The sequence below is a fragment of the Amycolatopsis circi genome (genome assembly GCF_003385235.1).
Classification (GTDB): Bacteria; Actinomycetota; Actinomycetes; order Mycobacteriales; family Pseudonocardiaceae; genus Amycolatopsis; species Amycolatopsis circi.
In genome coordinates, this window is record NZ_PQIA01000062.1 from 16,021 (window position 1) to 28,961 (window position 12,941).

Sequence of the window (12,941 nt, forward strand, 5' to 3'; positions counted from 1 at the left end):
CCGAAACAAGGGAACCCGCAGTTTCGTCCCTCACGCTTCGGCAGTCACCGTTTCCACAGCGGTAGCCGAAGCAGGCCCGAAGACCTCTCGCGGCTCCGGAAACACCTTCACCAGCACCGGATACGCGATCGCGGCCGTGCACAGCGTCACCACCAGGCTGATGTCCACCCCACCCGCGATCCCGGCCAGCGGTCCGGTGATCATCGGCGTATTCGCGCACAGCAGACCCAGTGCGGTGGCCGGGATCCAGGCCGCCATCGCGCGCCAGTTGACGCCTCGGTGGAACCAGTACCGTCCGCCGGTGCGGCCTTCGTTGAACACCTGCAGGTCGGCGGGGTCGTAGTAGCCGCGGCGTTGCACGTAGCCGATCATCATGATGACCATCCACGGCGACGTGCACAGCACGATCAGCGTCGCGAACGCGTTGATGCTGGACACCATGTCGAGCACGAAATTCCCGACGAAGATGAACAGCACGCTCAGCGTCCCGATCAGCAGCGTCGCCCGGACGCGGGACAGGCGCGGGAAGATCGAGCTGAAGTCCAGGCCGGTGCCGTACAACGCGGTGGTGCCGGTGGACAATCCGCCGATCAGGGCGACCACGATCAGCGGGATCGCGTACCAGAGCGGGGAAATCGCGGTCAGGCCGGTGACGTAGTCGGCCGGGTCGGCGACCAGGGTGGCGGTCGCGATGCCGAAGCCGAACGGCAGCAGCGTCGCCAGTTGGGCGAGGAACGGCGCGGCCAGCATCGAGCGCCGCGAGTGGGTCGCGGGGATGTAGCGCGACCAGTCGCCGAGGAACGCGCCGAACGAGATCGGGTTCGCCATCACGGTCAGCACGGCAAGGATCCACGTCGGCCAGAAGGTGCCGAGGGCGAAGTTGCCGCTGCCGGTGAACGACGGGTCGAACGAACCGCCGTAGGCGAAAATCCCCACCAGCATGATGAGCGTGCCCAGCGTCACGGCGACCCGGTTGACCAGCAGCATGAAGCGGTAGCCGTAGATGCACACGACGAGGACGGCGATCGCGATCACGCCGTACGCGACCGCGCGCAGGACCGGGCCGCCGTCGATGCCGAAAAGCCGTTGTGCCGCACCGGCTACCGCGTCGCCGCTCACCCACACCGAGATCGCGAAGAAGGTGATCGCGGTGAGCAGCGACAGGAACGAGCCGACGCACCGGCCGACCACGCCGAAGTGCGCGCCGGACGAAACCGCGTTGTTGGTGCGGGTGAGGGGGCCGAACAGAGCCATCGGGGACAGCACGAGCGCGCCGAGCACTACACCTACGACAGTCGCGGCGAGGGCAGCCCAGAAGCTCAGCCCGTACGCGATCGGCAGCGTGCCCAGGATGATCGTGGCGAACGTGTTGGCCCCGCCGAACGCGAGCCGGAACAGGTCGCGCGGCCGGGACGTCTGCTCGGCGACCGGGATCGGCGCGATGCCGTGCTGTTCGACCTCGGTGACTTTGTCGCTCATTACTCGAACCTCGTCATCACGTGCTTGACGCGGGTGTACTCGGCGAACGAGTACGCCGAGAGGTCCTTGCCGTGCCCGGAGTGGCCGAACCCGCCGTGCGGCATTTCGGCGGTCAGCGGGCCGTGCGTGTTCACCCACACGCAGCCGAAATCGAGGTCGCGCGACACCCGGGCGACGCGGGCGACGTCGTTCGTCCACACCGAAGAAGCGAGGCCATACGGGACGCCGTTGGCCAGCTCCAGCGCTTCCGTCTCGTCGGCGAACGACTGGACGGTGATGACTGGGGCGAAGATTTCTTCCTGAACCAGTTCGTCGTCCTGGCGGAGTCCGGACACGACGGTCGGCGCGAGCTGGAAGCCCGGTCCGGTCGCGGTGCCGCCGGTTTCGATGCGGGCGTGCGACGGCAACCGCTCCAGGAGCCCGAGGACGCGGTCGAGCTGGGCGCGGCTGTTGAGTGGGCCGTAATCGACATCTGGACGGCGGGTGGCGGCTGTTTTCGTCAGCGCGGCAACAAATTCGTCGTGGATGCTCTGGTGCACCAGCACGCGGCTGCCCGCGGTGCAGTCCTGTCCGGCGTTGTAGAACGCGGCGTCGGCGATCCGCTCGGCGGTGTCGGCGACGTCGGTGTCCGGGAAGACCAGCAGGGGAGCGTTGCCGCCCAGCTCCAGGTGGGTGCGCTTGAGGTCGGCCGCGGCGACAGTGGCCACGTCGATGCCGGCGCGCGTCGAGCCGGTGATGGACACCAGGTCGGTGTTCGGATGCCGGACCAGCGCGCGGCCGGTTTCGCGGTCGCCGCACAGGACGTTGAACACGCCGGGCGGCAGGAATTCCGCCGCGGTTTCGGCCAGCAGCACCGCGGTGGACGGCGTGGTTTCCGCGGGCTTGAGCACCACGGTGTTGCCCGCGGCGAGCGCCGGACCGATCTTCCAGACGGCCATCATCAGCGGGTAGTTCCACGGCGCGATCTGCGCGCACACACCGATCGGCTCGCGGCGGATCACCGACGTGTGCCCGGCCAGGTATTCGCCCGCGCCGGTGCCTTCGAGCTGCCGGGCCGCACCGGCGAAGAACCGCAGCGTGCTCACGCATTCCGGGATTTCCTCGTCCAGCATGACCGAACGGACCTTGCCGGTCTCGCGGACCTCTGCGTCGGCGAATTCTTCCGCGCGGGCTTCCAGCGCGTCGGCGATCTTGAGCAGGGCTTCCTGACGCTGCGCGGGCGTGCTGCGCCGCCACGACTGGAACGCGCGCGCCGCCGATTCCGTCGCGAGGTCGATCTCATTCCGTCCGGAAAGGACACTCGTGCCGAAGACCTTGCCGGTGGCCGGGTCGGTCAGCTCGAGGGTCGCCTCGGTGTCGGACATGTCGACCAAAGCACCGCCGACGAAGTTGCGGATGTGGGTCACGAGTGCTCCAAATGGGTTGGGGCGAACATCTTCAGCAGCGCGGGAAGCACGACGACGGACGGGCCGGGAGTGCGCAGCGCGTCGGCGAGGTCGGTGCGGACAGTGTCCACAGTGGTCTTTCGGGCGGGGATGCCGAACGACTCGGCCAGCGCGACGAAATCCGGTCGCGGCAGCTCGGTCGCGGTGGTCTGGCCGAACGCGCCGGTGAGGTATTCGCGCAGGATGCCGTAGCCGCCGTCATCGATGACCAGCCACGTGACGTCGAGCTGGTGCTGCACGGCGGTGGCCAGCTCGGCCAGTCCGTACATCGCGCCGCCGTCACCCGAAACCGCCAGCGATCGCACACCCGCCGCGGCAGCACCGAGTGCGCCGGGCAGGCCGTAGCCGAGACCGCCCGCACCCTGCGCCGTGTGGATCGGCGCCCCGTCCGGATTCCACACTGACCACGCCCAGTAGGCCGCGATTGTCATGTCCCAGAAGGTTTGCGTGCCGTCGGGGAGGGCGGCGCGGATGTCGTCGAGCAGCTTCCGCTCCGCGGCGAGCGGCTGACTGTCCAACCTGGACTCCACGCGGGCGAGCAGATCCTTCACCGCCGCTTCGGCGCGACCATCTGCGGTGCGCGGCGTGAGCTGGTCAAGCAGCGCGCGGAGGGTGTGCCGGATGTCCGCGTGCAGCGCGAGCGCGGGGTAGTTCGACTCCAGTTTCCCGAGATCCGCTTCCACCTGCACGATCCGGCCGCGCGGTGCGAACTCGCGGTAGTTGCTGGACAACTCGCCCAGTCCGGAGCCGAGTACCAGCAGAACGTCGGCGTCGGAGAGGAATTCCGTGGTGTGCCAGTCTTCCATCCACGATTGCGCGGACAGCTCGTGGTCCCAGGCGAAAACGCCCTTGCCGCCGAACGTCGACACCACCGGCGCGCGCAGGGTTTCGGCGAGCTGGCGCAGCTCGTCGTGCGCCCCGGAACGCAGCGCGCCGCCACCGGCGAGAATCACTGGATTCTTCGCTGCGTCAAGGAGTTTCGCCGCAGAGTCCACCAGCTCCGGCAACGGTTCGAGCGGAGCCGGAGCCGCGGTCACGCTGGTCAACTGTGGCAGGTTCGCCGCGGCGAGCAGCACGTCTTGCGGGATTTCCACCCATACCGGCCCGTACGGCGCGGTCGAGGCGGATTCCCACGCCTCGCGCAGCGCGGTCGGGATCTGGCTGATCGACCGGACCACGTGCACCGACTTCACGACATCGCGGAAGCTGGCCTGCTGGTCCGGCAGTTCGTGCAGGTAACCGTGCCGTCCGCCGCCGAGCCCGGCGACCGGGATCTGGCTGGAGATCCCGAGCACCGGCACCGAGGCCGCGCGCGATTCCTGCAGCGACGCCAGCGTGAGCAGCGCGCCGGGGCCGGTCGACACGATCATCGGCGTGACCGGCACCGGGCCGTGCGGATCGGCGGCGAGCCGGGCGCGCGCGTGGCCGTCCGCGGCGAAGGCGAGGTTGTTCTCCACTCGCGAGCTGACCACGCGCAGGTCGTCCGCGCGGCGCAGCGCCTCGAACAGGCCGAGCGCGTGCTGTCCGGGCAGGCCGAACACGGTGTCCGCACCGAGCGCCCGCAGCGTCTCTACGACAACGTCGCCGCCGATCCGGGTCATGCGTCGCGTCCCAGCGCCAGCAGGCTGACCAGGTCGTAAGCGACGTGCGAAGCGGCGACTGCGGTGATCTCGGCGTGGTCATAGGCCGGGGCCAATTCCACGACGTCCGCGCCGACGAGGTTGAGCCCGCGAAGGCCGCGCAGGATCTCCAGCAGTTCGCGGCTGGTCATGCCGCCCGCCTCCGGCGTGCCGGTGCCGGGCGCGTGCGCGGGGTCGAGCACGTCGATGTCCACGGACACGTACAGCGGACGGTCGCCGATGCGCTGGCGAAGCGCGTCCACGGTCTCGTCGATGCCGCGGCGCAGTACGTCGCCGGAGGTGACGATGCCGAAGCCGAGGCGACGGTCCTCTTCGAGGTCACGCTTGCCGTACAGCGGGCCGCGCGTGCCCACGTGCGAAACGGCGCTGGTGTCGAGAATGCCTTCTTCGACCGCGCGACGGAACGGCGTGCCGTGCGTGTACGGCTCGCCGAAGTAGGTGTCCCAGGTGTCGAGGTGGGCGTCGAAGTGAAGCAGCGCGACGGGACCGTGCTTCTTCGCGGCAGCGCGCAGCAGCGGGAGCGCGATGGTGTGGTCACCGCCGACAGTCACCAGCTTCGTCTCGCCCGCGGTGAGCGTTTCGGCTTCCTGCTGCAGCTTCTCGATTGCTTCGCCGATGTGGAACGGGTTGACCGCGATGTCGCCGGCGTCGACGACCTGCTTCTCGGCGAACGGCGAAACGTCCAGACCCGGGTGGTACGGCCGCAGCAGCCGGCTCGCTTCGCGCAGCGCCGAAGGACCGAACCGCGCACCGGGGCGGTAGGACACGCCGGAGTCGAACGGCACGCCGACCACGGCTACGTCGGCACTCGGCACTTCGTCGATCCGCGGCAGCCGCGCGAATGTCGCGAAGCCGGCGAAGCGCGGGATCTGCGATGAGTCGAGCGGGCCGACCGGACGCTGTTCACTCACTGGGTCAACTCCTGTCGGGTTTCGGATGCGCTGAGATCTTCAGCGGCTTCGGAGCCGTGCAAACGTTGTGTCCACACGGAAAGAATGCTGTCCGGCGTACGCGGTGTCGCGAGGCTGACGCCGATGTACACGACAAGGCTGACGCCGAGACCCCAATAAATCGGACTGTTGGCCGCAACCCCGTCGATGATCATGAAGGCGATGACGGACACCGTCCCGGCCACCATCGACGCGTACGCGCCTTCGCGAGTACCGCGCTTCCAGAACAGCGCGCCGATGATCGTGACGAGCAGGCCGCCGACGAGGATGTCGTACGCGATGGTGAGCGCGTTGACGACGTCGTCCACGAGCATTGCGATACCGATGGCCACGATGCCCAGCACAAGTGTCGTCACTCGGTTACGCAAGACCTCGCCGCTCTTAAGACCGATCTTGCGGAACAGGTCCGAAGTCGTCGTAGTAGCGCACGCGATCAGCGCGCCGCTCGAGGTCGACATCAGCGCGGACAGCGCCGCGGCGAGCACGAGACCGCGTACGCCGGTGGGCAGCAGCCGTTCGGCGATGGTGGCGAAGGCGTCCTGCGCGCTGCCGAGATCCGGGTACAGCACCTTCGCCGCCGTACCGATCAGCGCGCCCGCGATGCCGTAGACGAGGCAGTAGACGCCGGAGATGATGCCGCCGCCGGTCGCGACGCGCGGGGTGCGCGCGGTGAACACGCGCTGCCAGATGTCCTGCCCGATCAACAACCCGAAGGTGTAGATCAGGAAGTAGGTCAGGATCGTCTCGCCGCCGATCGAGGTGAACTCGAAGTACGACGCGTCCAGCTTCTGGGCCATTCCGCTGAAGCCGCCTGCCGACACGAGCGCGATCGGCAGCAGCACGAACAGGATGCCGATCGTCTTGATCACGAACTGCGCGATGTCGGTCAGCGTGATCGACCACATGCCGCCGAGCACCGAGTACAGCACCACGATCGACCCGCCGATCGCGATCCCGGCCCAGCTCGGGATCGAGAACAGCACCTTGAAGATCGACGCGAACGCCAGCGTCGAGGTGACCGTGAGCATCAGCGTGTAGCCCCACATCACCACGCCGGACACCGCGCTCGCGCGGCCGCCGTAGCGCAGGTCGAGCATCTCGCCGACGGTGTAGACGCGCAGTTTCACCAGCCGCCGCGCGAAAACCGCGTGCAGCACCAGGATCCCGACGCCGATCGTGATCACCAGCCATGCGCCGGAGATGCCGTAGGTGTAGCCGAGCTTCACGCCGCCGACGGTCGAGGCGCCGCCGAGCACGACGGCCGACATCGTGCCGGAGTACATGAACCAGCCGAGCCGCCGTCCGGCGACCAGGTAGTCGGATTTGGTCTTGGCCAGCCGGAGGCCTATCCAGCCGACCCCGATCATGCCCGCGATGTACAGCGCGATCACCGCATAGTCGCCGCCCACGGGTCCTCCTTGAAACGGGGTGGGGTTCTTGCGGGACACCGTAGGGTCGGGCGACCCCGCGGCGGCATGGGACGATGTATCCAGGACTTCGCAGAAGATTGGCTGAAATGACCCACCTCGACGTGCTGTTGCCCGCGGAGGTGACAGTTCCACTACGCACCGTCGCGGGCAACCCGGAGCTGGCGCTCGACGTCGTGCCCGAAACACTGCGCCCGGGAGCCCTGGACCGGCCGGTGCGGTGGGCGCACGTGAGCGAACTCGCCGACCCCGCGCCCTACCTGGTGGGTGCCGAACTTGTGCTGACCGCAGGCGTCAATCTGCCGAAGGACGCCGACCGCTACGTCCGAGGTTTGCGCGACGCGGGCGTCACCGCGCTCGGCTTCGGCCTCACCCCGACGGTTTCGGAAACCCTGCCTCCTTCGCTGCGCGACGCCTGCGCGGAGCACGGTCTGCCGCTGCTGGTTGTTCCGCCCGCGACGCCGTTCCTGGCGATCAACCGCGCCGTCGCGGTCGCGCTGGCCGAGGCGGGGCGGCACGAAGAACGACGGCTGGCCGAAGGCCGCGAAGCGCTGACGCGAGCCGCAGGCGGCGGTCTAGGGGAGTTGGTCACCGCGCTCGCCGGACGCCTCCGCGGGTGGGTCGCCATGGTCGGTGCCGGAGACGTATTGGCGGCTGGCTACGACGCACCGCAGCCGTTGCCGTCGCCGGTGAAGGAACTGCTCGCGACCTTGCGCGCTCGCTCCGGAATCCGCATCGCCTCCACCGAATTGCCCGACGGCACGCACGTCGTCGCGCAGCCGGTGTACCCGCAAGCGACCGCCGCGCACCTGGTCGTGGTCGGCCGGGCGCAGCGGTTCGACAGCGGAGACCGGGCGATCCTGGCCGTCGGCGCGGCGCTGCTGGGTCTGGTCGGCCGCGCCGGATCGGACAGCGCGGAACTCGGTGCCGCAGCCACCGCGTTGCTGCTCGGCGGCCCTGGTGCGGACGCCCTCGCCGGAGTGGTCGGCGGCGACCAGGCCCGGTTGGTCGCCGGAGTCGCCCACCGACGCGGCCCGGAAGCACTCGCCCGGCGCCCGGACTGGCTGCGCGCCCGCCTCGACACCCCGCTGGTCCAAGTCCTGCCCGGCCCCCGGTTCTACGCCATCACTGGCGAGCTTGGCGACCTGGACGGCCTCCTCGAACACGGCTGGCTAGCGGTAGCGAGTCCGCCGCATCCCGCCGCCGACCTCCCCGCTGCTGTCGCGGAAACCGAATTGCTGCTCGCCCGCGCCCGTGCGCTGGCCCGTCCGCTGGCCGCCAGCGCCGACCCGCTCGGCTTCGACCAGCTGATCCCGCCCGCCGCGGCCGGCGCGTTCGCTGATCGGCTGCTGGCTCCGCTGCGCGAACTGGACCGCGCGCACGGTCGAGAGCTGGTGCCGACGCTGCGGACTTGGCTGGCGCACCACGGCAGCTGGGACCGCACCGCCACCGAACTCGACGTGCACCGCAACAGCGTGCGGCACCGGATCGGACAAGTGGAACGAGCACTGGACGTCGAGCTGGCCGATCCGGAAACGCGGATGCGACTGTGGTTCGCGTTGCGGTGGGGGTGAACGCGAGTGTCCATTCAGGTCTTGCGCCCTGGTTCGCTCTCGGCAACTCCGGCGTGGCCAACGACATCCGCGAATTCGTCGCGAACGAAACCACCTGCGACAGCGGTCGAAACGCGGAGCTGTCCCCACAAAACTCGGAGACGGAGGACTTCCGCCGTCCGAGCCGATCCGCCCGCTTGTCCCCGCGTCGCATGACTCTCTCAGGTGCTCTCAGGAAACTATGGGATTGTGGGCTGGTGCGAGTTCTGGTAGTCGAAGACGAAGAGCCGTTGGCCGACGCGATCGCCCGCGGGCTGCGGCGGGAGGGCATGGCCGTCGACGTCGCGCTCACGGGCGACGACGGGCACGAGAAGTCGTCCGTCACGCGGTACGACGTGGTGCTGCTCGACCGCGACCTGCCCGGGATGTCCGGCGACGACCTGTGCCGCGAGATCGTGACGTCCGGCGAGCTGACGCGGGTGCTGATGCTGACCGCGAGCAGTTCGGTGTCCGACCGGGTGGACGGGCTGTCGCTGGGCGCGGACGACTATCTCGCCAAGCCGTTCGCCTTCCCGGAGCTGGTCGCGCGCGTACGGGCATTGGGCCGCCGCGCGACGCCCGCCGCGCCGCCGCTGCTCACCGCAGGCGACGTCGAGCTGGATCCGGCGAAGCGCACCGTCCGGCGGGCGAGCGGGCCGGTCGAGCTGACCCGCAAGGAGTTCGGCGTGCTCGAGGTGCTGCTGTCCGCGGCCGGGTCCGTGGTCAGCAGCGAGGAACTGCTCGAACGGGTGTGGGACGAGAACGCCGACCCGTTCACCACGACCGTCCGGGTCACCGTGATGACTTTGCGCAAGAAGCTCGGCGAACCGGGCATCATCGAGACCGTGGTCGGCTCGGGCTACCGGGTGTCGGTCGCCGGTTCCGAGTGAAGCTTCCCGGTGCCCGCAGCCTGCGGGTGCGCGTCACCGTCCTGGCGACCGTCCTGGTCGCCGCGGCGGGGCTGTTGCTGCTGTGGCTGGCGTGGACGCTCGTCGGCGACGCGGTCGACGCCGTGCCGCACATGCCGCCGGGCACCATCGTCCGGGTCGACGGCGTCGACGTGGACGCGTCCACGCTCGCGCAGCACCTGCGCACGCACGCCGTCACCCGGGTGTTGATCTTCGGGTCGCTGGCGTTCTGCTTCGTGGTGGCCGCGGCGGCGATCCTGGCCTGGACGTTCACCTCCCGCGTGCTGCGCCCGCTGCGCGAGATCACCGGAACCGCGCGACGGCTGTCGATCGAGTCGATGGGGGAGCGCATCGGCGAGATCCGCTCGCGCGACGAACTGGCCGAGCTGGCCCGGACGTTCGACGACATGCTCGACCGGCTGCAGGACGCCTTCGATTCGCAGCGCCATTTCGTGGCCAACGCGAGCCATGAATTGCGTACTCCGCTGTCGGTGATCCGCACGGAATTGGACGTGACACTGTCCGACGAACAAGCCGACGAGGCCGAGTTCCGCCGGATGGCCGGGGTGGTCCTGGACGCGACGAACCGAGCGGGGCAGCTGGTGAATTCGTTGCTGTTGCTGGCTCGTACCGACGGAGCCGGTCTCGTGACGCGGGAGCTGGTCGACCTGACCGTGCTCGTGGAACGGGCTTGGTCCGCGGTTCGCGGCGAGGCCGAACAACGGGGCCTGCGCGCGGATTTCGCGATGCAACCGTCGCCCGCGATCGGCGATTCGGCTCTGCTGGAACGGATCGCCGGGAACCTGGTCGAGAACGCGGTGCGGCACAACGTCGACGGCGGCTGGATCGAGGTGACGACCGAGCCGAGCGGGCAGTGGTCGGTCCTGCGGGTGCGCTCGTCGGGCGGGCTGCTGGACCCGGCGGCGGTGCCGGAGCTGTTCCAGCCGTTCCGCCGCGCCGGGGTAGCCCGGACGGCGCGATCGGGGGCCGGGCTAGGGCTGTCGATCGTGCGCGCGGCGGTGCAGGCGCACGGCGGGACGGTGTCCGCGGAGCCGGTGGTCGGTGGCGGACTGGCGGTGACGGTGCGGTTGCCAGCCGCGTAGCACTTATGTAGCACTTTTGAGAAAAAGTGCTACAATCCGGTGTTATGGGGTACACAATCGGCCAGCGAGAGCTGCGCAACGACAACGCGGAGATCATGCGACGCGTGGCGGCCGGCGAGTCGTTCGTGGTGACCCGCAACGGGAAACCGGTAGCCGACCTGGTGCCGCACCGCGCCCCGGAAGAGCCGCGGCGGGATCGGACGCTCGGCGAGATCCAGGAAGCTTTCCGCGGGCTGCCGCCGATGGACAGCGCCGAATGGCGTCGCGAGCGGGAAGCCGATGACGCGGTCTTCGGGCCGGACCGTCTCGGCGAGCCTGGCGAAGACCAGTGACCGCTCCGTCCCGGGTACTGCTCGACACCTCGGTGGTCATCGATCTCGAACGGCTCGACCTGGGCTCGTACGCGTCCGCGGTGCCCGCGGTCAGTTCGGTGACCATCGCGGAGCTGGCCTACGGTCTCGCGACTGAGGATCCCATCCGGCTCGCGGAACGGGTCGAGCGCTACCGCCGCGCTCTCGACCAGTTCGCAGTGCTGCCGTTCGGCGTCGACGAGGCCAAGATGTACGGCACGGGTGCGGCGCTGGTCCGGCGGTTCGGGCGGGATCCGCGACCCCGCCGGATGGACCTGCAGATCGCGGCGACGGCGGCGGCGCAGCAGATCCCGCTGCTGACCAGGAACCTGAAGGACTTCGTAGGGCTGGACCGGCTGGTCGACGTCGTCGAGATCTGAACCTGGCAGGCGCGGCCGAAACCGCGCCTGCCGTCACACTGTCCTCAGTGGACGTCCACGAACGTAGGATTCCCGTACAGCCAAAGGTCTTCGTACGGATTCGCCTGTCCGATCACGTCCGCCGCGGGCTCAATCCCGCCAGCGACATGCCGCCTGCCGTCCGTCCCGCGCACCCGGACATAGAACGGCTCCCGCACGTTGCGGAACGTGTGCTTGAACGTCACTCGCCGTCCCGCATAGCCGCGCGAAGGCGTGAACGACTCCACCACCCGCGTACCCGGCGCAGTCATCGTGTCGCGATCCGCCGCCGGGCCGGTGACCGGGCCCGAGATCAGGTCCAGCCGACCCAACTGCGGCACCGAACCGGCCCCGTTCGGCCGGTACGCGGTCACCGCCGAAACGACGACCGTCACCGTCGAGCCGCGGCGCACGCGCAGCCGTCCGCCGAACGTCGCGCAATCCCCGCCGCCGAACACGCCGGCTTCCAGCTGCTGCACCAAACCGCCGTGAGACAGCCAAATCCGGCCCGCGCGCAGACCTTCCAGCACACCTTCGAAGCCCGGGCGACGCACGCCGACCACGGTCCGGCTGAACTCGCCGGGGTAGAAATCCGCGTACGGCGCGGACAATTGCGGAACCCCGCTGTCGACCGGGTCCGGGTACTTGCCGGTCTGCTCGTACCAGCCGTCCGGCACCGACGGCCGCACCAGGTGGTCGCCACGGTTGTAATGCGAGTCGGAGTTCGTGGTGATCCACCACGGTTTTCCTTCGGCCAGCAGGGAATCCCAGAGTCCGCCGACCTTCGCGGTGCTCCAGTCCCAGCCGCCGAACGTCCGGTACGCCTCGGCCGGGAAGCCGGGCCACGAGTCCGCGCCAGAGTTGTTGCCGTAACCGCCGCGCGCGCCGCCGTTGCCTTGCGGCTTGGGGAATCCGTCGGCCTGCGCGCCGGGCGCGCCCTCCATGCCGATCACGATGCCGGGCGCGGTGTCGCGGTAGTTGCGCAGTTCGTGCGGCGACACGCGGCCGTTGCGCAGCGGGTGGTTGACCAGCACGACCGGCGCGTGGATCCGGCGTGTGCGCTCCTGCTCGGCGAGCCACCGCAAACCCTTGAGCGCCAACGCTTCGTGCTCCGGGCTGGAGGATTCGGAACCGGTCAGCCGCCAGTCGAAACCGCGCTCGAATTCGCGCAGCACGGTCGCCTGGTCGCGTCCGGCCTGGAAGAACAGCGTGGCGTGCTCCGCGCCCGGCACGTTCCACTCCATGCCTTGCCACAGCAGCAGATCCGGATGCCTCCGCTGCGCGGCGAGCACGTCGCGGCCGGTCGGCTCCACCGACGACTTCTCGTGCGTCGCGTGCCCGTGATCAGTGAAGACGATCCACTTCGCGCCGTGCTCGCGCGCGCCGGCCGCGATCCGGTCGACGGGGTACATCGCGTCGTACGAGTACTGGCTGTGCGTGTGATGATCGCCGACGACCCACTGGTAATGGCGGCCGAACAGCCAGTCGAAGTCAATGCCGAGGTCAAGCCCCAGATCGAGGTCCAGCGCGTCGGCCTGGCCCGCGGCCAGCACGGGGGTCCCGGCCGCGACGGCGCCGACGAGCCCAGCGCGCTTGAAGAATCCGCGACGGCCGACGCCGCCCGGGTCCGTGGTGTTCATCCTGCTCCT

At 69.4% G+C, this 12,941-nt stretch carries 11 protein-coding genes; 5 read left to right on the forward strand and 6 right to left on the reverse strand.

Annotation, left to right across the window (positions count from 1 at the left end; all coding sequences use genetic code 11):
• Positions 1 to 30: 30 nt before the first annotated feature.
• The 5 genes from D0D37_RS24820 to D0D37_RS24840 are packed head-to-tail and all read right to left on the reverse strand — an operon-like array spanning position 31 to position 6,923.
• Positions 31 to 1,479, reverse strand: coding sequence for a purine-cytosine permease family protein (locus D0D37_RS24820; RefSeq protein WP_116202967.1), 1,449 nt, complete (start codon positions 1,477 to 1,479; stop codon positions 31 to 33).
• Positions 1,479 to 2,885, reverse strand: a complete 1,407-nt coding sequence (locus D0D37_RS24825) for an aminobutyraldehyde dehydrogenase (protein WP_116202968.1) — start codon at positions 2,883 to 2,885, stop codon at positions 1,479 to 1,481. Before D0D37_RS24825 ends, D0D37_RS24820 begins: the two co-directional genes overlap by 1 nt.
• On the reverse strand, positions 2,882 to 4,525 hold the full coding sequence (locus D0D37_RS24830) for a thiamine pyrophosphate-binding protein (protein WP_116202969.1): 1,644 nt from the start codon (positions 4,523 to 4,525) through the stop codon (positions 2,882 to 2,884). The genes D0D37_RS24825 and D0D37_RS24830 overlap by 4 nt, the downstream gene beginning before the upstream one ends.
• Positions 4,522 to 5,475: an agmatinase gene (speB, locus tag D0D37_RS24835; protein ID WP_116202970.1), complete on the reverse strand. Its 954-nt coding sequence runs from the start codon at positions 5,473 to 5,475 to the stop codon at positions 4,522 to 4,524. Before speB ends, D0D37_RS24830 begins: the two co-directional genes overlap by 4 nt.
• Positions 5,472 to 6,923 (reverse strand): sodium:solute symporter family protein, encoded by a 1,452-nt coding sequence (locus tag D0D37_RS24840; protein ID WP_116202971.1) that lies wholly within the window; start codon positions 6,921 to 6,923, stop codon positions 5,472 to 5,474. The genes speB and D0D37_RS24840 overlap by 4 nt, the downstream gene beginning before the upstream one ends.
• Before the next feature lie 107 nt (positions 6,924 to 7,030).
• Here D0D37_RS24840 and D0D37_RS24845 point away from each other — a divergent pair, with 107 nt between their 5' ends.
• The 5 genes from D0D37_RS24845 (at position 7,031) to D0D37_RS24870 (ending at position 11,274) form a co-directional block, all read left to right on the forward strand.
• The gene (locus D0D37_RS24845) at positions 7,031 to 8,515 is read left to right on the forward strand and encodes a PucR family transcriptional regulator (RefSeq protein ID WP_162834453.1); all 1,485 of its coding nucleotides are present in this window, start codon (positions 7,031 to 7,033) and stop codon (positions 8,513 to 8,515) included.
• A 236-nt stretch (positions 8,516 to 8,751) separates the two neighbouring features.
• The gene (locus tag D0D37_RS24855) at positions 8,752 to 9,423 is read left to right on the forward strand and encodes a response regulator transcription factor (RefSeq protein WP_162834454.1); all 672 of its coding nucleotides are present in this window, start codon (positions 8,752 to 8,754) and stop codon (positions 9,421 to 9,423) included.
• Positions 9,420 to 10,544: a sensor histidine kinase gene (locus D0D37_RS24860; protein ID WP_116202973.1), complete on the forward strand. Its 1,125-nt coding sequence runs from the start codon at positions 9,420 to 9,422 to the stop codon at positions 10,542 to 10,544. Before D0D37_RS24855 ends, D0D37_RS24860 begins: the two co-directional genes overlap by 4 nt.
• Positions 10,545 to 10,588: 44 nt before the next feature.
• Entirely contained in the window at positions 10,589 to 10,876 is a 288-nt protein-coding gene (locus D0D37_RS24865; protein ID WP_116202974.1) for a type II toxin-antitoxin system Phd/YefM family antitoxin, read from the forward strand.
• Positions 10,873 to 11,274 (forward strand): PIN domain-containing protein, encoded by a 402-nt coding sequence (locus tag D0D37_RS24870; RefSeq protein ID WP_116202975.1) that lies wholly within the window; start codon positions 10,873 to 10,875, stop codon positions 11,272 to 11,274. The genes D0D37_RS24865 and D0D37_RS24870 overlap by 4 nt, the downstream gene beginning before the upstream one ends.
• Before the next feature lie 44 nt (positions 11,275 to 11,318).
• Here the strand turns inward: D0D37_RS24870 and D0D37_RS24875 are convergent, their stop codons facing one another.
• A complete protein-coding gene (locus D0D37_RS24875) occupies positions 11,319 to 12,932 on the reverse strand; it encodes a PHP domain-containing protein (RefSeq protein ID WP_116202976.1) in 1,614 nt (537 codons plus the stop codon).
• Between the last annotated feature and the right edge of the window lie 9 nt (positions 12,933 to 12,941).

Excerpts from the sequence above, each read along its gene's own strand:
- D0D37_RS24845 (WP_162834453.1), top strand. The coding sequence starts at position 7,031 with ATGACCCACCTCGACGTGCTGTTGCCCGCGGAGGTGACAGTTCCACTA.
- D0D37_RS24820 (WP_116202967.1), bottom strand. The coding sequence starts at position 1,479 with ATGAGCGACAAAGTCACCGAGGTCGAACAGCACGGCATCGCGCCGATC.
- D0D37_RS24875 (WP_116202976.1), bottom strand. The coding sequence starts at position 12,932 with ATGAACACCACGGACCCGGGCGGCGTCGGCCGTCGCGGATTCTTCAAG.
- D0D37_RS24865 (WP_116202974.1), top strand. The coding sequence starts at position 10,589 with ATGGGGTACACAATCGGCCAGCGAGAGCTGCGCAACGACAACGCGGAG.
- D0D37_RS24830 (WP_116202969.1), bottom strand. The coding sequence starts at position 4,525 with ATGACCCGGATCGGCGGCGACGTTGTCGTAGAGACGCTGCGGGCGCTC.